The sequence below is a fragment of the Streptomyces sp. NPDC020845 genome (assembly GCF_044334165.1).
GTDB lineage: Bacteria > Actinomycetota > Actinomycetes > Streptomycetales > Streptomycetaceae > Streptomyces.
In genome coordinates this window covers 338,525-357,544 of sequence record NZ_JBIRSJ010000009.1, presented here as the reverse complement: position 1 = coordinate 357,544, position 19,020 = coordinate 338,525, and the positions used below count along the sequence as shown (strand labels likewise).

The following is a 19,020-nucleotide window of genomic DNA, read 5'->3' as shown; positions in this document are numbered from 1 at the left end:
GGCCCAAGCACGTTATGCACAGGGGCCCGGGGATCGGAAACGTTTCATCCCGTCGCGGCCCTGCGGTAGTAGTCGACCGCGACGGTGACGGTGTAGTCGCCGGAGTCGGTGTCCAGGACCTGGACGACGGCGACATCGCCCGAGATGCGGTCGCGCATGCAGAACCACCGCCCGGCGGGCGCCTGGGCGAAGCGCACCTTCTCGCGCAGCGGCCGGTGGGCGACCAACTCCGCGCAGCGCTCGGGGGTGACCGGCCGCTCCCCCGCGATCTGGGCCTCGGTGGCGTCCTGGAGCTCGAAGGCGCCGTGGCCGTCGCCGCCGCTGTTGGTGCTCAGCATCCAGCGGCCGTCGCCCTTGACGACCTTGCCGGTGGGCAGGTCGATGTAGTGGTCGTAGTCCGGGAGCGTCAGGGTCCGCCCCTTGTACCCGGCCGTGTACCGGGCGCCGCCGCCGTCCTCGTCGCCGCCCGTGGTCAGGACAACGGCGAGGACGACCGCGACGGCCGCCACGCCGAGGAGGGCCCCGGCCATGGCGCCGTGCCGGGACCGCCATGCGCCGCGGCCCCCGGCGGTACGGCCCTCAGCAACAGGTCGCCCGGAGCCACTGCCCCCGGAGTCACTGGAATCCCCTCCCAAGGCGCGTTCCAGGGCGCCGTGAGCGCGGGCGATACGGGGCCCGAGGCGGGCGTCCGGCCAGCCCGGCGGCTGCCCTTCGCGGGTGGTGCAGGCGTCGATGACCTCGTCCACGGTCGGACGGTCCGCGGGCCACTTGCGCAGACAGCGGCCGATCAGCACGCTCAGCTCCGGATCACCGCAGTCCAGGTAGCCCGGGTCCGGCTCGGCGTTGATGACGCGGTACAGCACCTCGCTCGGCGGCCCGTCGCCGAACGGCGGCCGGCCGGTGACCGCGTACGCGAGCAGACAGCCCAGGGCGAAGATGTCGGAGGCGGGGGTGATCGGGCGCCCGTCGGCCTGTTCGGGCGACATGAACCCGAGCGTGCCGAGCCGGACGCCGGTGCTGGTCAGCCGGGTGGCGTCGGCAGCGGCCGCGATCCCGAAATCGATGACCTTCGGCCCGTCGGCGTCCAGCAGGACATTGCTCGGCTTGAGGTCGCGGTGCACCACCCCGGCCGCGTGGATGGCGCCCAGCGCCTCGGCGACGCCGGCGCCAAGCCGCCGCGCCATGGGCGGAGCCAGCGGACCGCCGTCCTCGACGGCCTCGCCCAGCGAGGGCCCGGCGATATACGAGGTGGCCAGCCAGGGCAGTTCGGCATCCGGGTCGGCGGCCACGACGGCCGGGGTGTACGGGCCCTGGACCCGGCGGGCGGCGGCGACCTCCGCGGCGAAGCGGCGGCGGAAGGCGGGCTCCTCGGCCAGGTCGGCGCGTACGACCTTCACGGCGGTCGGCCGCCCGGCCCGCGACACCCCCAGATACACCCGCCCCATGCCCCCGGCGCCGAGCCGCCCGACCAGCCGGAACGAGCCGATATGCGCTGGGTCCCCGGCCGCCGGCGGGGCGACTCCGTCCGGTGCGCGGGCCGGGCCCGGTAACGGCCCCTCAGCTAACGGACCGTCCGGAACCGGCTTCTCCGATCCGCTCATGATCCCCACAGCCTCTCGTCGCCGTCGCCGCAGTTCGTCGGTGGCACATCTCCCCCAGTCAACCGGGATCCGTTCCGGATATGCTGCGGCGAATTTTCGATTTTTCTGTGGAGAAGGCGGGGAACAGCGCGATGCGCATACCTGGTCGGGCAGCCGTGGGCGCCGCTGTGGCAATCGGCGTGATCGGCATGTTCGGGGCACTGACGGGCTGCTCCTCGGACTCCGGCGACGACAGCAAGGGCGGCAAGGGCGGCAAGGGGGAGAAGAGCGGCAAGGGCGGCGTCAAGGTGGCGGCGGCGAGCGGCGAACTCGGCGGCCGGGACACGGCGTGTGCGCTGCCGGTGCGGTTCAGCCTCGCCAAGTCGTGGAAGCCGGAGGCGGTGAAGGAGCTGGAGGGGGCCGACCCCGAGCTGGGCTCCACCCTCCTCTCACAAGGTCCGGTGACCCTCGTCTGCGAGATCGACGCGAAGCCCGCCGGGCACATCGGCTTTCTGCGCGTATGGACCGGCGACAAGGGCAAGGCCGCGGCCGGCACCGAGCCCCGGCAGCTGCTGAAGGCGTTCATGGCCGAGGAGAAGGGCGTACGCGACGCCCAGTACAGCGATGTGAAGGCCGGCGACCTGCCCGCTGCGGAGATCAGCTACATCCTCGACAACCCCGATCTGGACGAGTCCAAGCGGGAGCGGGCGCTCGCGGTGGTCACCCCGAAGGGCGGCGTCGTACTGCACCTCGGCGGGCTCGACAGCGATGAGCACGACGCCATGTTGCCCGCGTACGAGCTGGCCAAGCAGACCATGGCAGGCGCCGGCAGCTGACCGCGCCGCTGGGCCCCGCGGCGTCAGGGGGCACCTCCCAGCGGTAGCTGGGGGCGCGTGCGATCGCAAGGCGGAGGGCCGCGTGATGCGTAGGACCGCATTCCTGGGGCTCACCGGGGAGGCACAGCGGGAGCACAGGGCCGATCCTGTTCGCGGCGTGCCGGATGTACCCGGCGATGGTGGCCCGCTCCTCCTCGGTCCGCGTCCGGGTTCCTCGGCCCGGTGGTTGGTTGAGGTTAAAGCAGGCTCCGCTGCGCTCCGCCGCAGTTGCTGCCGCGTGGTGGCCGGGCGAGGGGACCAGCGGTGCGCTGGACCGGAGGCGCGCGAGCGCGACGAACGGGCCGGCGACCGCTGGACGGCATGGTCCGGACGCCGCGTGCGGGCATCGTCTCGCGCCTTCGGCGCACAGCAGCCAGCAGCGGGAAGGGGAAGGGGCACCGGAGGCATCGTCGCCGTCTTGCCCAGGGGGCCGTCACCGGTCGGCGGGTGGCGGAGCGGTGGTTGGTCGCCTGGAGCGGTGGAGGCCGGTCCGGTTGGGGCTCTCCACCCACCTGCTCTCAAAAAATGCTTGCTTTATATCAAGTACTGCATCAAGTGTTTTTCTGAGAGCAGGTGGGTGGAGAGGCGGTCCCGTCCTCCGGTGCCCGCCCATCCGTCGCGCTCGCGCGCCCCCGCCGAGCGCACCGCTGGACTGACCGCTTGGCCACTGCGCGGCAGCAGTTGCGGCGGAGCGCAGCGGAGCTTCTTTGAGCCCAGCCGCCCACCGGGCCGAGGAATCGGGACACCGGGCCAGCCGCCCCCCTTCCCCCCTCCTGCTGGCGCTTTGGACCCGGAGGGTCCGAGACGGAACCCGCACCCGCCCGAACCGGATGCCGCGAGACGGCGCGTAAGCGGCGCGTAGCGTAGCGAAGCGCACCCCTCCACCGGTGTGCGGCAGTCACATCAACGGGGACTACCTCAGCCCGTCGCACACCACCGGCGCCCGGATGGGCGAGGAGCACGCTTTGGTGGCTGGTGGCTGGTGGCTGTGGGTGTCAGGTGGCGGGGAACTCCCCGCCCGTACGGATCAGGCCGCCGGGGCCGCGCTCGCGGCGCCGTTCCAGATAACCGGCTGCTTCCAGTTCCCTGAGTGCTCGCGAGATGAGGATCTCGCCTTCGGTGAAGTGCTCGCAGAGTGCGGCGATGCTCACGGGCGCGCCGTCGGGCAGCGAGAGGATGTAGGCCGCGACACCGATCGTGACCGCGCTTCCGCGTCGTTGCGCGAGGGCGTTGGCGATCACGGTGAAGCCGGTGTTGAGGCGGGTACGGACGTGGATCACGCCGGAGGTCGCAGCTCCGGCGTCGGCGCGCGCATGCGCGCTAGACTGCGGGTCAGCCATCGGGAAGGGTCGTCTTCCTGATCGGTCAGGCCCTCGTTCGGGATTGCAGTCCCGGCCGGGGGCCGTCGTCTGTCTGGGGTTGTTGCGGCGAACGTAACCACCTGCCTCCCGCGCCCGCAAGCCGGCCACTCGTACGGGTGACTTGGCGGAAGGCTGGGTGGGTGGGGAGTTCTTTACCCCACGTTCTTCAGGGGAGTTCGTGGCTCACCGGACCCCCGCGCACGAGGATCCGGCCGGACTTTGACGACAGGGCCTACGCGGACAGGCCCAGACCGCGGATCAGCTGTGCCAGCTCCGCGCGGTAGATCTTGTCGGGGCGCGGGGTCTGGACGCGCATATGACCGTAGATCTCCAGTGAGACCAGGCCGTGCAGATGGCCCCAGATGCGCAGCGCGATGGCCACGGCGGCGGGCGGCAGGCCGGGGAACTCCTCGCGCACCTCGGCCGCGAGCTTGGGGTCGAAGTCCGACCACTCGAACTCGGCTTCCGGGTAGAGCTCCTTGGCGTGCGGCCAGGCCCCCGCGGCCAGGCCGGTGAGCCCGGCGCAGACGCGGTGTTCGGCCTCGGGCGCGGCGCTGGTCTCGGGCGCCTGGTAGCCGGGTACGGGGTCGCCGTAGATCAGCCGGAAGCCCTCCGGGTTGGTGAGCGCCCAGTCGCGGAAGGCGTTCGCCCAGGCCGCGATGCGGCCGGCCGGGTCGTCGGCGGGGCAGGCGTCCCGGGCGGCGTCCACGGCGTCGGCGAGTGAGGTGTACACATCGCTGATCAGCGTGGTGACCAGGTCGTCCCGGGTGGCGAAGTAGCCGTAGATGGCGTTGGCCGTCATGCCCATCTCGCGGGCGATGGCGCGCAGGGTGATCGCGTCCGGCCCGCCCGAGGACATCAGCCCGAGCGCGACCTTCTTGATCTCGGCCGTCGTCTCGGCCCGCAGCCTCTCCCGGCGTCCCGTCGTCGTGCCCACGGGAGCACTCTACAGCGTCACAATCCTTGGTTGCCGTATTAAAACTTCACGCCGTATAGTCACCGCACGTCGTATAGGCACACCTTCCGTCATTGGAGATCTGCTTTCATGCGCATAGGAATCATCGGCGCCACCGGCAACATCGGACAGCGCGTCGTCACCGAAGCCCTCGGCCGGGGCCATGACGTCATCGCGTTCACCCGCGACGCCTCCCGTATCGAGGAGGACCGCGAAAACGTGGTGTGGAAGAGCGTCGACGTCCTCGACCCCGACGGCGTGGCGGCCGCCCTGCCCGGTCTGGACGTCCTGATCAGCGGCTTCCAGCCGGGCAACGCCGCCCAGGACATGGCGGACACCGTGCGGCGCTCGATCGCCGATCCGACCGTCTACGCCACGGCCGCCAAGGTGCTGCTGAAGGCCCTGGAGAGCCACCCCCGGACCCGGCTGATCGTGATCGGCGGCGCGGGAAGCCTGGAGATCAGGCCGGGGGTCACGCGCGCCGACTCCGACGAGGAGCTGTACGCGGCGCTGGACTCGCTCGGCCTGCCGAGGGAGTACGCCGCCGCGGTCCGCGGCCACCGGGACGCGCTGAACGTGCTGCGCGCCTCGAACCGGCTGTGGACCTACTTCAGCCCGGCCGAGGACATCGCCCCCGGCGAGCGCACCGGCCGCTTCCGGCTCGGCGGCGACCAGCCGGTCCTGGACGCCGAGGGGCGCAGCCGGATCTCCATCGAGGACGCCGCCGTCGCGCTGGTCGACGAGGCCGAGCTGCCCCGGTTCGTCCAGCGGCGGTTCACCATCGGCTACTAACCGCAGGTCGGAGAATCAGACCAGACGGCGGGCCGTCGCCCAGCGGGTCAGCTCGTGGCGGTTGGAGAGCTGGAGCTTGCGCAGCACCGCCGAGACATGGCTCTCCACCGTCTTCACCGAGATGAACAGCTGCTTGGCGATCTCCTTGTACGCGTACCCGCGGGCGATCAGCCGCAGCACCTCGCGTTCGCGCTGGGTGAGGCGGTCGAGGTCCTCGTCCACCGGCGGGGCGTCCGTGGAGGCGAACGCGTCGAGGACGAAACCGGCGAGGCGGGGTGAGAAGACGGCGTCGCCCTCGGAGACCCGGAAGATCGCGTCGACCAGGTCGGTGCCGGTGATGGTCTTGGTGACATAGCCGCGGGCGCCGCCGCGGATCACCCCGATGACGTCCTCGGCGGCGTCAGAGACCGACAGCGCCAGGAAGCGCACCGGCCGGTCGGCGGCGGCCATCAGGGCCGCGCTGCGGCGCAGCACCTCGACGCCTCCGCCGCCCGGGAGGTGGACGTCGAGGAGGACGACCTCCGGCCGGGTGGCGCCGATCACCGTGACGGCCTGGTCGACGTCCGCCGCCTCCCCGACCACCTCGACGCCCGTACGGGCCGTCTCCCCGATCTCGGCCTGGACGCCGGTCCGGAACATCCGGTGGTCGTCGACGAGGACGACCCGCACCCGGCGCTGTGCCGTCTCCTCCGCCGCCCCGCTCGCCGCTCCGTCCGCCGGCTGGCTCGCCCCGCTCGCGTCGGTCATGTCGTCGTCGCCGCCCTCTCCATCTCCAGCTCCACTACCGTGCCTCCGTCCGGCGCGGACCTCAGCCGCGCCGTGCCGCCGTTGCGCCGCATTCTGCCGATGATGGACTCGCGTACGCCCATCCGGTCCTCCGGCACCGCGTCCAGGTCGAAGCCCGGCCCCCGGTCCCGTACGGAGATGAACACCGTGGCCCCCTCGACCTCGGCGAAGACCTGGACGGCCCCGCCGTCGCCACCGTACTTGGCGGCGTTGACCATCGCCTCGCGCGCTGCCTGCAGCTGCGCGGCCAGCTTCTCGTCCAGCGGGCAGTCGCCGACGACGACCACCTCGATCGGCACGCCGTGGTGGTCCTCGACCTCCGCGGCTGCCGCCTTGACCGCCTCCGCCAGCGTGTCCGGCTCCTCGGCCTCGTCCTTGCCCCTGCCCTCCGGCCGGTACAGCCAGGCGCGCAGCTCGCGCTCCTGGGCCCGGGCCAGCCGGGCGACCTCCCGGGGGTCCTCCGCGTTCCGCTGGATCAGGGTCAGGGTGTGCAGCACGGAGTCATGGACATGGGCGGCGACCTCGGCCCGCTCCTGGGCGCGGATGCGCATCAGGCGCTCCTCGGAGAGGTCCTGGGCCATCCGCACCAGGTACGGGCCCGCCAGCAGCGCGATGCCCACCAGCACCGCGAGCGCGGCCTGCAGCACCGCGCCCAGGTGCTTGGCCGAGCCCTGGAGTACGACGATGCCGGTCACCCCGGCGCCGACCAGCACCACCCCGGCGGCGCCCCGCGCGATCGGCAGCACCTGCTTGCGGCGGCTGAGCTCGACCCACTGGGCGCGCCGGGAGTTGTCGGCCTGGCGCCAGACCAGGGCCACGCCCGCGCCGATGAGCAGCAGCGGCCAGATGTAGGTGTTGGCGCGGCCGAGCTGGAAGTTCTCGACGAACACGCCCAGGCCGACCAGCAGCGCGAGCAGGGCGAAGACCTGCCCCTTGTCCGGTTTACGGGAGAGGATGCGGCGCCCGCCGTCAGCGCCCCGGCCGGCCGCCGGGCGGGGGGTCTCGACGCCGCCGAAGCCCAGCGGCACCACGAACCAGAACAGCGCGTACACCAGCGCGCCGAAGCCCTCGGCCATCAGCAGCGCGATGAACACGAACCGCACCCAGGACACCGGCAGCCCCAGATGGCCGGCCAGCCCGCGCGCCACACCGCCGACCATCCGCCCCTCGGCGCTGCGGTACAGCTTGCGCGGGGGCGGCTCGGCGGCGGGGGGCGCGGCGGTCATGCACCGATCGTCACACGAACGGCTCCGCCCGGGTATCAGGGTCCTCCCTGATCGTTCCCCGACTGTTCGTTCCCCGACTGTTCGTTCCCCGGCCCAGGACCGGGCCCGGGGCTCGACCTACGAGGAACCGTCCTCGGCCTACGAGGAAGCGTCCTCGATCTTGAAGCCGTCCCGGGCGTTCCGGAAGACCTCCAGATAGTCGGCCCACTCGTCCGCGGGTGCGCTCAGGTAGAGCGCGTACGCCTTGCCGCCCTCCTTGCCGAAGCCGAGGTCGATGGCGCGGTACATGCGCTCCCGCCCCTGGAACTGGAACTCCCAGATCGCCCCGGGCAGCCCCCGGTACGTCGTCTTGTCCAAGCGCATCCGCTTGTAGACCGGATACTGCTGCTTGATCGAGGGCTCCAGCCCCTCGAAGTGCTGCACAGGGTCGGGGCCCGCCGAGTCGATGACGTTGACCATCAGCCTGGCCTTCTGGCTGCCGTCCAGGAACCTGACCTCCTGGGTGCCGTCCACCGTGCCCTGCGAGCTGGAGTCGGGCTGGCGGGTCCAGTCGTCCGGTACGGGGAGGGAGACGCCGAAGTCCGTCAGCTCCTCCCGGTGGTAGCCGTCGGGCAGCTCCGGGATCTTGTACGTCGGCGACGCCGAGGCCGTGGTCGTGGGCGAGGAGGTCCCGGAACCCGCCCCGTCGTCCTTGCCCCCGCCGAATTCGACGCCCGACAGATACAACCCGGCCGCGACCCCGGCCACGGCCACCGCGGCCGCCGACGCGGTCCACAGCGCCGTACGCCCGCGGCGCCGGCCGCCGCCCGGCGCAGGGGGCACGGGTGGCACGGGGGCGGGCGGGAAGCCGGCCCCGTGGACGTGCGCGGGCGGCGGCGTGGGCATCTGCGTGGACGGCGGCGTGGGCTGCTGCGTGGGGGCGTGCGTGGCGGGGTGCCCGTACACGGGCGTGGACGGGTTCGCCGGGTGCCCGTACACCGGCGTGGACGTCTCCGCCGGGTGCCCGTACCCGGGCGTGGACGTCTCCGCGGGGCCGAAGCCGGGCCTGGGCACCGGGGTGGTGGCCGGCTCCGGGTCGGGCCTTGGCATCGATGTCGTCTCGGGCAGCCCGGCCGGGCCGCGCAGCGCGCGCTCGGTCTGCTCCGCCGACGGCCGGTCCTCGGGCTCCTTGGCCAGCAGCCCTTCGATCAGCCCGGTCAGCGGCCCCGACCGCACCGGCGGCTCGAGCGGGTCGACGGCGATCGCGTACCCGGTCTCGATCGGCGTGGCCTTGCGGAACGGCGGCCGTCCCTCGATGGCCTGATAGAGCGTCGCGCCCAGCGCCCACAGGTCCGAGGAGGGCCCCGGGGTCTTGCCCCTGATCCGCTCGGGCGCGATGTAGTCGATGGAGCCGACGACCTCGCCGGTCTTGGTGAGCGTGGAGGTGCCGGTGGCCATGGCGATGCCGAAGTCGGTGAGCACGACCCGGCCGTCGTCGCCGAGGAGGACGTTGCCGGGCTTGACGTCGCGGTGCAGCACCCCGGCCGCGTGCGCGGCCCGCAGCGCGGCGATCATGCCGCGGCCGATCCTGGCCGCCTCGTCGGGGGTGACGGTCCGGCCGGTCTTGAGCAGATCGCCCAGCGTGGTCGAGGGCACGTACTCCATGACGATGCACGGCATCCCCGAGTCCTCCACCACGTCATGGACGACCACGACATTGGGGTGCGCGATACGGGCGGCGCTGCGCGCCTCGCGGCGGGTGCGCTCGAAGAGGGTGGCGACCTCCTCCTCGGCGAGGTGAGGCGACATGTGCAGTTGCTTCAGCGCGACTTGGCGGTCCAGCAGTTCGTCCTGGGCACGCCATACCGTGCCCATGCCTCCCCGGCCGATCTGCTCGACCAGCCGGTACCTCCCCGCGATCAGCCGCCCTTCATCTGACACTGTGTGCCCCTCCCGCTCCCCCTGCTGGCCATGTCCCCCCGCATATGTTCGATGCGGCAGCCACGATAGCCGCCGCGGCCTCGGGGAAGATCTCAGGGAAGGCCCAGGGTTGTCACGGATACAGCCGCGCCCGGCGGCTTGTCACCATGGTGAGCATGACCAACGCACCCACCGACGCCGGTCCGGAGCCCGGCCCGGCCTCCGGCCCCGGCCCGGCCGCCTCCGGCGATCCGCGGCCGCCGACGAGGGCGCCGCTGCGCCGCAGCCGCGATCAGAAGATGATCTCGGGCGTATGCGGGGGGCTCGGCCGGTTCTGCGATGTGGACCCGGTCATCTTCCGGGTGGTGCTGTCGGTGCTCGCCGTCACGGGCGGCTTCGGCCTGATCGTGTACGGCTTCTGCTGGCTGCTGGTCCCGCTCCAGGGCGAGGAGGAGAACGAGGGCCGCAAGCTGCTCTCGGGCCGGGTGGAGGGCCCGGCGCTCACCGCGGTGCTGTGCGCGCTGGTGGGCTGCGGTCTGTTCCTGTCCATGCTCAACAACGGCAGCGTGATCTTCTTCTCCATCATGCTGACCATCGCCGCGGCGGGCGCCGGCACCTGGTCCCGCCACCGCCACCAGGCGGAGAGCGGGGGCGTGGTGGACCCGGCGACGGCCCAGGCGGTGGCCGACGCGCCGCCCGAGACCAAGGCCCCGCCGCCGGCCTGGGGCAACCCGTCCTGGTGGCGGGACCCGATTGTCAAGGACGGTACGACGGGCCCGGTGGGCGCGGACACGGGCTATCTGTGGGGCCCCGACGACGGCCCGGACGGTGCCGCGTACGCCGCCGGGGCCGCCGGGCGGGGGGCTGTGTTCCGCAGGCCCCGCAGGGCGCCCGGAGCGCCCGGAGCGCCCGGAGCGCCCGAGAGGACGTCGATCGGCGGCTGGACGTTTCTGCTCGCCCTGGCGGCGGCCGTGGCGGGCGCGGGCGCGACGTGGGGCTCCCGGCCGCTCGGCACCAGCCTGGAGATCGGGTTCGCGTGCGCGCTGGGCGTCTTCGGGCTCGGCATCGCGGTCAGCTCCCGGTACGGCCGCACCGGCGCGGGCACCATCGTGCTGGCGGTGGTGACCACTGCGCTGCTGGCGGCCGCCGCCTGGCTCCCCAAGTCCGTCACCACCGACTGGTCGCGCCGCACCTGGGCGCCCACCTCCACGGCCGCCGTACACGGCTCGTACGCGCTGGGCGGGGGCGTCGGCGAACTCGAACTGGACCGCATGTCCCTGAAGAAGGGCCAGACCGTCACCACGCACGCCGAGGTCGGCGCAGGGAAGCTGGCCGTCACCGTGCCCAAGGACACGCGGCTCGAGCTGACCATCCATGTGGGGTTCGGCGACATCCGGCTGCCGGGCGAGAGGGGCGACGACATCGACATCAAGCCGGGCAGGGACCGGACCGTGACCGTGCCGCCCGCCGACGGGCACACCGCGAAGGGCACGCTGCGGCTGGACCTGGAAATCGGCCTGGGCAATGTGGAGGTGAGCTGGTCATGAAGCGCCACCGCTTCCAGCCCGGCAGGCTGACCGCCGGACTCGTCGTCCTCGGGACGGCCCTCGCGTACGGCCTGGACGCCGCCGGGGAGTGGGATCTGCCGCCCTTCGCGCCCCTGCCCGTCCTCCTGGGCGGGCTGTGCCTGGCGGGGCTCGTCTCGGCGCTCGCCTTCGGCGCCCGGCGGCGCCGCACCCGCCTCTCCGAGCACACCGCACCGCCACTGCGCGATCTGCCCATGGACGAGCTGCGCCGCCGCTACGAAATGAGCGTGTCTCGGCGGGACCGAGAGGACCGGGAGGGGGCTAGCTGAACAGCTGCGCGCCCTGGCGCCTGCGCCGCTTGGAGATGGCCACGTCCAGCGACAGATAGGGGGTGCCCGCCAGGACCAGCGGCAGCCACGCCATCAGATACGCCAAATCGTTTCCGTAGTAGTACGGGTCCGACTGCCAGCTGACCGTCAGCCACAGGCTCAGCGAGATCAGCGCGCCGCCGAACGCCGCCAGCCGCCCGAGCAGTCCCACGATCGTGCCGAGCCCGACCGCCAACTCCCCGAAGGCCATGGCGTATCCGAAGCTGGTGGGGTCCTTGAGCGCCAGGTCGATCAGCCATGGCACCGCGGAGCTGTCGCGCACGCCCCGCATCAGCTCGCCCATCGAGCCGGTGCCGCTGTCGGCCAGGAAGGCCGAGTCCGTCAGCTTGTCGATCCCCGCGTAGATGAACGTCACCCCGAGGAAGATCCGCAGCGGGAGCAGGGCGTACCGCGCGGCGGAGTCCCGCCAGCCGCCGGTGCCGCCGCTGCCGCCTATCCCGCTCACGCCGCTCACGCCGCCCACACTGCCCGAGCCGGCTCCGACCGTTCTGTCAGCATGCCTCATGACGCCCGCCTCTCCCGTTGCCTCGTCAACAAAACCTTACGGAGGAAACGGGCAGGCGACTCAGTCCAGAACGTCGATCGGATAGCGGTTTGTCTCCGCCCCCGCCGCGGTGACGACCTGCACCTCCACCCGCCCCGGCTCCACGTCCACCGGCACCGGCACGGTCAGCACGGTGTCGGTCGGGTTGCTGAAGCCCCCGGCGACCGGCACCAGCGGCACCTGGACGTGCACCGCCCCGATCCGTACGACCATACGGGCGAGCCGGTCCGGCTCCTCCGCCCCCGGGGGTACGAAGCCGCTGCCCCGGATCTCGATGTCGTCCCCGGTGCGGATCGGCGCGTCCCGGTCGAAACCGCCCTCCTCGGGCCGGACCCGGACCACCGAGAGCACCGTGGGCCGACCGCCCTCCGTGTACTTCCCGGCCAGGTACATCAGCACCGAGACGGCGGCCAGCAGCGCCAGGCCCCAGGGCAGTTCGGGCAGCCGCTGCGGCTCGCGCGCCAGCCGCACCGCGGCAAAAACCAGCACGACCGCCTGCACCACCACGTACTGCGCGTCCGCCAGGCTGCCGCGGCCCGCGTCGTCGGTCAGCAGATCCGCGGCGCGCGGCCGCAGCGCCCGGACCTTCTGCAGCCGCTGCGCCCGCACCCGCGCCGCTACCACGAGCCGGGCCGCGACCGCGGCCAGGCAGGCCAGGGCGGTGACGGTGAGCAGCCCGGCGGCGCCGCCCGGGGCCAGCCCGTCGGCCGTCCGCTCTCCCGCCTCCGGAGCGAAGGCCAGCTCGACCGCGAGCATCAGCACCGCGAAGACCGCGAACAGCAGCCACGCGGCGGCCACGGCGCGCGAGGTGGACAGGCGGTTGTCCTCGCCGACGAGCGGGGCGAGCGGGCCGCCGCTGCCGCGGTGCAGCCGGGCGGCGAGCGTCAGCAGCCCGGCGGCGAGCAGCGCGACGGTCAGCGAGGCCGTACGCGCCGCCGACCAGCCCGCGCCGACCGCCGTGGCCAACTGCCCGATCAGCAGCGCCCCGACCGCGCCCCACACCACGTACAGCGTGCGCCGCCGCACCGCCCCGCCCCATGCGAAGCTCTCGGCGCGGCCGGTGTCCCAGGTCGTCCGGGCCGCCTGCGTCAGCTCGTCCGACACCCACTGCCGGGATGCCTCGGCGGAGTGCGCGAGCGCCGCGGGCAGGCCCTCCCCGGCCGCGAACCGGTCACGCAGGGCCAAGAACGCGGCCACCGCCCGCCGGTGCCCGTCCCGGGCACATTCGGCGCACTCGCATCCGCTGTGCGTATGGCGCTCTGCCGTCGTGGCGTCTTCCGCCGCTTTCACCGCCACGAGGCGCTCCGCTCATCGTTCTCCCGGGTCAGTCGGCGCTCTGGTCCCAACTGACATGTCTTGACAGGGGATTGTGCCGTAAGTCGGGGGGTCTCAGCTCAGCAGGTCCGGCTCGCCGCGGGTGATCTGCTGGTACAGAGGTTGATAGTTGATCCAGGCGACGAGATCGGTGCCCAGCTGCTCACGGGTCTGCACCGCGTTCTTGTAGTCGATCAGGACCGGCTTGCCCGCGGCCTTCGCTGCCAGCTGCACCTGGCAGGAGCGCTCCATCGCGATGAACCACCAGGCGGCCGCGTCGACCGAGTCGCCGACCGTCAGAAGACCGTGATTGCGCAGGATGACGGCCTTACGGGGGCCGAGCGCGGCCGCGATGGCCCGCCCCTCCGCCTCGTCCACGACCACGCCCGTATAGCGGTCGTAGAGCGCGTGGTCCTCGAAGAAGGCGCAGACGTCCTGCGTGATGGGTTCGAGCAGTTCGCCGAGCACCGACAGGGCGCGGCCGTGCACGGAGTGGCAGTGCGCGACGGCCACGACCTCCGGCCGCGCCTGATGCACGGACGAGTGAACGACAAACGCCGCCTGGTTGACGTGGTGGCGCCCCTGGACCACCCGGCCCGCCTGGTTGACGAGGATCAGATCGCTGACGGTGATGTGGCGGAAGGACATCCCGAAGGGGTTCACCCAGAAGCAGTCGGTGAACTCCGGGTCCCGCGCGGTGATATGACCCGAGACCCCCTCCTCGAACCCGTACCGCCCGAAGAGGCGCAGCGCGGCGGCCAGCCGCTCCTTGCGGTGGCGCCGCTCGTCCTCCAGCGAGGTGTGCTGCGGCGGCAGGGTGAAGTGCAACTGGTCGGTGGGTATCGGCTCCGGCATCGGCGGCATCGGCGGCTCACTCCTTGGCGCACTGCGTGCTCTCAGGGCTCGGAGCGGAAGCTACCTGGGGGTATCACAGGACGCCAGAGCTGAGGCATGCCCGGAACGACGGCGACGCCGCCGCCCATCGAGTGTGGGCGGCGGCGTCGATACGGGATACGTGGGTGGGGTCACTCCCACTCGATGGTGCCCGGGGGCTTGCTGGTGATGTCCAGGACCACGCGGTTCACCTCGTCGACCTCGTTGGTGATCCGGGTCGAGATCCGCGACAGCACGTCGTACGGCAGCCGCGACCAGTCCGCGGTCATCGCGTCCTCGGAGGAGACGGGGCGCAGCACGATGGGGTGGCCGTAGGTGCGGCCGTCGCCCTGCACGCCCACCGAGCGCACATCCGCGAGCAGCACCACCGGGCACTGCCAGATGTCCCGGTCCAGGCCCGCGGCGGTCAGCTCCTCGCGCGCGATGGCGTCGGCCTCGCGCAGCAGGTCCAGGCGCTCCTTGGTGACCTCGCCGACGATACGGATGCCCAGGCCAGGGCCCGGGAAGGGCTGGCGCTGAACGATCTCGTCCGGGAGCCCGAGCTCCTGGCCGACCATCCGCACCTCGTCCTTGAACAGCCGGCGCAGCGGCTCGATCAGCTGGAACTCGAGGTCGTCCGGGAGCCCGCCCACGTTGTGGTGGGACTTGATGTTGGCGGTGCCGGTGCCGCCGCCGGACTCCACCACGTCCGGGTAGAGGGTGCCCTGCACCAGGAACTCCACGGCCTCGCCCGCGGCGCCCGCCTCGGCGACCAGCTCGGCCTGGGCCTGCTCGAAGACCCGGATGAACTCCCGGCCGATGATCTTCCGCTTCTCCTCGGGGTCGGACACCCCGGCGAGCGCGGTCAGGAAGCGCTCCTCGGCGTCGACGACCTTCAGCTGGACGCCGGTGGCCGCGACGAAGTCCTTCTCGACCTGCTCGGACTCGCCCTTGCGCATCAGGCCGTGATCCACGTACACGCAGGTCAGCTGGTCGCCGATGGCCCGCTGGACGAGTGCGGCGGCAACGGCGGAGTCCACGCCGCCGGACAGGCCGCAGATCGCGCGCTTGGTGCCGACCTGCTCACGGATGGCGGCGACGGCCTCCTCCACCACATTGCTGGTGGTCCAGCTCGGCTCGATCCCGGCGCCCCGGTAGAGGAAGTGCTCCAGCACCTGCTGCCCGTGGGTGGAGTGCATCACCTCGGGGTGGTGCTGCACGCCGTACAGCTTCTTCTCGTCGTTCTCGAAGGCCGCGACCGGCACCACATCGGTGGAGGCGGTGACGGTGAAGCCCTCGGGGGCCGCCGAGCAGGCGTCGCCGTGCGACATCCACACGGTCTGCTCGGCCGGGGTGCCCTCGAAGAGCGTGGAGCCGGGCTTGGTGACGGTCAGCGGCGTACGGCCGTACTCGCGGGCCCCGGTGTTGTCGACGGTGCCGCCGAGCGTGGTGGCCATCAGCTGGAAGCCGTAGCACATGCCGAAGATCGGCACCCCGGCCTCGAACAGCGCGCGGTCGACGGTGGGCGCACCCTCCGCGTACACCGACGAGGGGCCGCCGGAGAGGATGATCGCCCTCGGCTTCTTGGCGAGCATTTCGGCCACCGGCATGGTGGACGGGACGATCTCGCTGTAGACCCGGGCCTCGCGGACGCGACGGGCGATGAGCTGGGCGTACTGCGCGCCGAAGTCGACGACCAGGACGGTGTCGGGGGCGGCAGCAGGGGACGCTGATGGCACTTCGGCGGCCTTCCGGCGGAGGTTGCGGTGTTTCTGGGGGTTGGACCATCGATTCTAACGGGCTCGCCATCACGACTTTCCTGGCACATTTCCGCGCGCATTCCGCCCGCATTCCCGGCACTTTTCGCGCTCACGTCGTCACGCGCCGTCACCCGTACGCCGCGTGACCAGGCCGTGAGCCGCTTCGTTGAGCCCGTTGTCCGCGCCAGCCAGGAGCGGCCCGGAAGTATCCACGCGTGGCTCAGATCCGCCGAAGCGATGAGACGCGGCCCCCTGCGGTGATTCAGGCGGCGCGTCGTGGGACCTCGCTTCGGCGAGGTGACCGGTCAGCAGGGGACAGCAGCCCGGTCACCACCCCAAAGAACGGTCGGCCCCGGGGACGCCTGGGGCCGACCGTATCCGGTCGAAACGGTTGCGCCGGAAGCGCCACATCCACCACGATGCACGGAGGGAAGACGCCCCCGGACCTCCCTACCGTCATTGGTCCGACCACGCGGGCGTACGCCCCTCTTGTATCGCCGTTGCACCACCGCGCTCCACCCGAAAGCGCACCGCTCGCTCACAGGCGCACGACCCGCGGGGGTACGACCCGCAGGCGTACGACTCAAAAGCGCACCACCCCGAAAGACCGGCGGCCTCCAAAGCCAGCGGCGCTCCCCCCGGCGCCGCCCTTCAGCACCGGCGCTGCCCTGACGCCGGTGCTGACCGCCTAGGGCCCCGGGGACGCCCGCCCCGCTCGGACGCCCCCGGGGCCCTTCGTGCGCCGCCTCCAGGCCCGTGACCTTGATCGGGTTTTTCTGTGACCATTCTGTGAGCAAGCTCAGGGGCAACCTTTCGGCCACCCGGCCGGTCATGTACGTGCAAACGCACGGCCAGACCGCGCCCCCACCGCGACGGCCTTCCACCGCGTGCCGCTGGTGACCAGCGGCGCGAACGGACCCAGAAGAGGTCTTCATGAAGCTTCGCCGCGCCCTGGCGACCGCCGCCGCGACGGCCGCCATAGTCCCCGCCGCGCTGCTGGCGGCGCCCGCTGCCTTTGCCGACGAGCCCACGGACGAGCCGACCGCCACGGTCACCCCGACCCCCGACCCCACGGTGACCACCCCGTCCCCGACCGACCCGACGACCAACCCGCCCACCACCGAGCCGACGGACACCAAGCCCCCGACCACCCCGCCCACCACCGACACCCCGACGGACACCAAGCCGCCGACCACCCCGCCCACCACCGACACCCCCACGACCGCCCCGCCGACCGACGAGCCCACGGACGAGCCGACGCCGGGTGACGACTGCAACGACGACGGGTCGTACGAAGAGGACCCGGACCTCACCACCACCATCACCGGTCTGCCGTCGAAGGTCGTGGCGGGCAGCGGCTTCCACAGCTTCAAGTTCCAGGTCGAGAACGACTCGGACAAGTCCCTCAAGCGCGTGGACTTCGGCGTCTTCGCCGGCACCGCGGACTCCAAGCACCCCGACGGCACCGGCAAGTTCCTGACGCTGCAGTACAAGGACCCGGACACCGGTGCCTGGACGTCGATCTCCACCGACGAGAACGACCCGGGCGCGGGCTACATCGGCTACACCGACGTGCGCGCCCACGAGACCATCACCCTCGACATGCGGCTGAGCGTGTCCGCCAAGGCCCTCGGTGACGGCTTCGGCTACGCGCTCACCTTTGGTGTCTACACGGACGACGAGGGCAACTGCGTCTTCTCGACCGGCGACTACTACGAGTTCGACGTGCTCCCGGCCGGCTCGAAGCCCGGCCACGTCCCGCCGGCCGAGCCCAAGCCGGAGCCGCAGGGCGGCAAGAAGCCCCTGCCCAAGCCGGTGGGCGACACGAAGATCAACCCCAAGGGCTCCCTCGCCGAGACCGGCTCCTCCTCCGCGCTGCCGACCATCGCCGTGATCGGTGGCGTCGCGATGGCCGCGGGCGCGGGCGCGGTGTTCGTGGTGCGCCGTCGCCGCGCGGGCGGCGCTGCCGCGTAGCGCTTGGCCCGACGGCCCGCGAGGGGGTCGCCCCGGTTGGGGCGACCCCCTCGTAGCAATGCCGACGGCACGCTTCAGCGCTCCGGAACCGGTCCGGAGGCGGAGCTCCACGGCGGGCTCAGCCGTTGACGAAGGTGAGGCTGGTCGCGTCGTAGCGGGTGCCCGCGATCTGCTCGGACGGGGCGGCGGCCTCGATCGCGGCAAGGTCCTCGGCGGACAGCTCGACGTCCAGGGCCGCGATGTTCTCCTCCAGATACCGCTGCCGCCGGGTGCCGGGGATCGGCACCACGTCGTCGCCCTGGTGCTGCACCCAGGCCAGGGCGAGCTGACCGGCGGTGACCCCCTTCGCCTCGGCCAGCTCGTTCAGCTTCGCGACGATCGCCAGGTTCCGTTCGAGGTTGCCGTCGGCGAAACGCGGTTGGGTCCGCCGCATATCGGTCTCCTCAAGCCCCTCGACCGAGGTGTACCGGCCGGTCAGGAAGCCGCGTCCGAGCGGGGAGAACGGGACGAGGCCGATGCCGAGCTCACGGCAGACCGGGGCGATCTCCGCCTCCAGGTCGCGGGTCCACAGCGACCACTCGCTCTGCAGCGCGGCGATCGGGTGCACCGCATGCGCCCGCCGAATGGTCTGCGCACCGGCCTCGGACAGCCCGAGGTGGCGGACCTTCCCGGCCCGCACCAGCTCGGCCATGGCGCCGACGGTCTCCTCGATCGGCACCTGCGGATCGACCCGGTGCTGGTAGTAGAGGTCGATGTGGTCGACCCCGAGCCGGCGCAGCGACGCCTCGCACGCCTGCCGTACGTAAGCGGCGTCGCCACGGATCCGGGTGGGCTCGCCCAGGCGGTTGGCGAAGCCGAACTTCGTGGCCAGCACCACCTCGTCGCGGCGCCCGGCGATGGCCCGTCCGATCAGCTCCTCGTTGTGCCCGACGCCGTAGAAGTCGGAGGTGTCCAGCAAGGTCACCCCGAGGTCGAGGGCGCGGTGCAGCGTCGCGATCGACTGCTCGTCGTCCGCGGCGCCGTAGGCGTGGCTCATGCCCATGCACCCCAGGCCCTGCGCGGAAACCGCCAGTTCGCCGAGGTGCCGGGTGGATACGTTGGTCATGCTGCTCTGTCTCCTGGGCTCGGAACCGTCTGCCCAGGACACTAGGAGTTGGAGCGCGCTC

15 protein-coding genes and 1 pseudogene are annotated in these 19,020 nt (G+C 72.2%); 5 read left to right on the top strand and 11 right to left on the bottom strand.

Features of this window, described 5'->3' with window-relative positions:
- Positions 1 to 44: 44 nt before the first annotated feature.
- Positions 45 to 1,601 carry a serine/threonine-protein kinase gene (locus ACH4U7_RS25220; RefSeq protein ID WP_398530096.1) on the bottom strand — a complete coding sequence of 519 codons (1,557 nt, stop codon included), beginning with the start codon at positions 1,599 to 1,601 and terminating at the stop codon, positions 45 to 47.
- Positions 1,602 to 1,732: 131 nt separating this feature from the next.
- Between ACH4U7_RS25220 and ACH4U7_RS25215 the strand changes: the two genes are divergently transcribed.
- Positions 1,733 to 2,416, top strand: coding sequence for a lipoprotein (locus ACH4U7_RS25215; protein WP_398530095.1), 684 nt, complete (start codon positions 1,733 to 1,735; stop codon positions 2,414 to 2,416).
- Between the two features lie 1,058 nt (positions 2,417 to 3,474).
- On the opposite strand, the pseudogene ACH4U7_RS25210 reads toward ACH4U7_RS25215, so the two are convergent.
- Together ACH4U7_RS25210 and ACH4U7_RS25205 are read right to left on the bottom strand one after the other, a co-directional pair.
- Positions 3,475 to 3,795: pseudogene (locus ACH4U7_RS25210) on the bottom strand (hypothetical protein); the annotation flags it as partial.
- A gap of 253 nt (positions 3,796 to 4,048) precedes the next feature.
- Positions 4,049 to 4,753, bottom strand: a complete 705-nt coding sequence (locus tag ACH4U7_RS25205) for a TetR/AcrR family transcriptional regulator (RefSeq protein ID WP_398530094.1) — start codon at positions 4,751 to 4,753, stop codon at positions 4,049 to 4,051.
- A 108-nt stretch (positions 4,754 to 4,861) separates the two neighbouring features.
- On the opposite strand from ACH4U7_RS25205, the gene ACH4U7_RS25200 reads away from it, so the two are divergent.
- Positions 4,862 to 5,563, top strand: a complete 702-nt coding sequence (locus ACH4U7_RS25200) for an NAD(P)-dependent oxidoreductase (RefSeq protein ID WP_398530093.1) — start codon at positions 4,862 to 4,864, stop codon at positions 5,561 to 5,563.
- Positions 5,564 to 5,578: 15 nt separating this feature from the next.
- Here ACH4U7_RS25200 and ACH4U7_RS25195 read toward each other — a convergent pair whose 3' ends face one another.
- From ACH4U7_RS25195 to ACH4U7_RS25185, 3 genes are all read right to left on the bottom strand, one after another.
- Positions 5,579 to 6,310 carry a response regulator transcription factor gene (locus ACH4U7_RS25195; protein WP_358704368.1) on the bottom strand — a complete coding sequence of 244 codons (732 nt, stop codon included), beginning with the start codon at positions 6,308 to 6,310 and terminating at the stop codon, positions 5,579 to 5,581.
- Positions 6,307 to 7,575, bottom strand: coding sequence for a PspC domain-containing protein (locus ACH4U7_RS25190; RefSeq protein ID WP_398530092.1), 1,269 nt, complete (start codon positions 7,573 to 7,575; stop codon positions 6,307 to 6,309). Before ACH4U7_RS25190 ends, ACH4U7_RS25195 begins: the two co-directional genes overlap by 4 nt.
- Before the next feature lie 138 nt (positions 7,576 to 7,713).
- Positions 7,714 to 9,429 carry a protein kinase gene (locus ACH4U7_RS25185; RefSeq protein WP_398530240.1) on the bottom strand — a complete coding sequence of 572 codons (1,716 nt, stop codon included), beginning with the start codon at positions 9,427 to 9,429 and terminating at the stop codon, positions 7,714 to 7,716.
- Positions 9,430 to 9,650: 221 nt separating this feature from the next.
- On the opposite strand from ACH4U7_RS25185, the gene ACH4U7_RS25180 reads away from it, so the two are divergent.
- The gene (locus ACH4U7_RS25180) at positions 9,651 to 11,021 is read left to right on the top strand and encodes a PspC domain-containing protein (protein WP_398530091.1); all 1,371 of its coding nucleotides are present in this window, start codon (positions 9,651 to 9,653) and stop codon (positions 11,019 to 11,021) included.
- The gene (locus ACH4U7_RS25175; RefSeq protein ID WP_398530090.1) at positions 11,018 to 11,329 is read left to right on the top strand and encodes a hypothetical protein; all 312 of its coding nucleotides are present in this window, start codon (positions 11,018 to 11,020) and stop codon (positions 11,327 to 11,329) included. Before ACH4U7_RS25180 ends, ACH4U7_RS25175 begins: the two co-directional genes overlap by 4 nt.
- On the opposite strand, the gene ACH4U7_RS25170 is transcribed toward ACH4U7_RS25175, so the two are convergent.
- The 4 genes from ACH4U7_RS25170 to guaA form a co-directional block, all read right to left on the bottom strand.
- The gene (locus ACH4U7_RS25170; RefSeq protein WP_398530089.1) at positions 11,322 to 11,894 is read right to left on the bottom strand and encodes a DoxX family protein; all 573 of its coding nucleotides are present in this window, start codon (positions 11,892 to 11,894) and stop codon (positions 11,322 to 11,324) included. The two genes, ACH4U7_RS25175 and ACH4U7_RS25170, sit on opposite strands and share 8 nt — an antisense overlap.
- A 60-nt stretch (positions 11,895 to 11,954) precedes the next feature.
- Complete coding sequence (locus tag ACH4U7_RS25165) at positions 11,955 to 13,229, bottom strand: hypothetical protein (RefSeq protein WP_398530088.1); 1,275 nt, start codon at positions 13,227 to 13,229, stop codon at positions 11,955 to 11,957.
- 93 nt (positions 13,230 to 13,322) lie between these two features.
- Positions 13,323 to 14,111, bottom strand: a complete 789-nt coding sequence (locus ACH4U7_RS25160) for a class II aldolase/adducin family protein (protein WP_398530087.1) — start codon at positions 14,109 to 14,111, stop codon at positions 13,323 to 13,325.
- A 161-nt stretch (positions 14,112 to 14,272) separates the two neighbouring features.
- The gene (gene guaA / locus ACH4U7_RS25155) at positions 14,273 to 15,859 is read right to left on the bottom strand and encodes a glutamine-hydrolyzing GMP synthase (RefSeq protein ID WP_398530086.1); all 1,587 of its coding nucleotides are present in this window, start codon (positions 15,857 to 15,859) and stop codon (positions 14,273 to 14,275) included.
- 954 nt (positions 15,860 to 16,813) lie between these two features.
- On the opposite strand from guaA, the gene ACH4U7_RS25150 reads away from it, so the two are divergent.
- The gene (locus tag ACH4U7_RS25150) at positions 16,814 to 17,854 is read left to right on the top strand and encodes an LAETG motif-containing sortase-dependent surface protein (RefSeq protein ID WP_398530085.1); all 1,041 of its coding nucleotides are present in this window, start codon (positions 16,814 to 16,816) and stop codon (positions 17,852 to 17,854) included.
- Positions 17,855 to 17,972: 118 nt separating this feature from the next.
- On the opposite strand, the gene ACH4U7_RS25145 is transcribed toward ACH4U7_RS25150, so the two are convergent.
- The gene (locus tag ACH4U7_RS25145; protein WP_014177383.1) at positions 17,973 to 18,959 is read right to left on the bottom strand and encodes an aldo/keto reductase; all 987 of its coding nucleotides are present in this window, start codon (positions 18,957 to 18,959) and stop codon (positions 17,973 to 17,975) included.
- Positions 18,960 to 19,020: the final 61 nt, after the last annotated feature.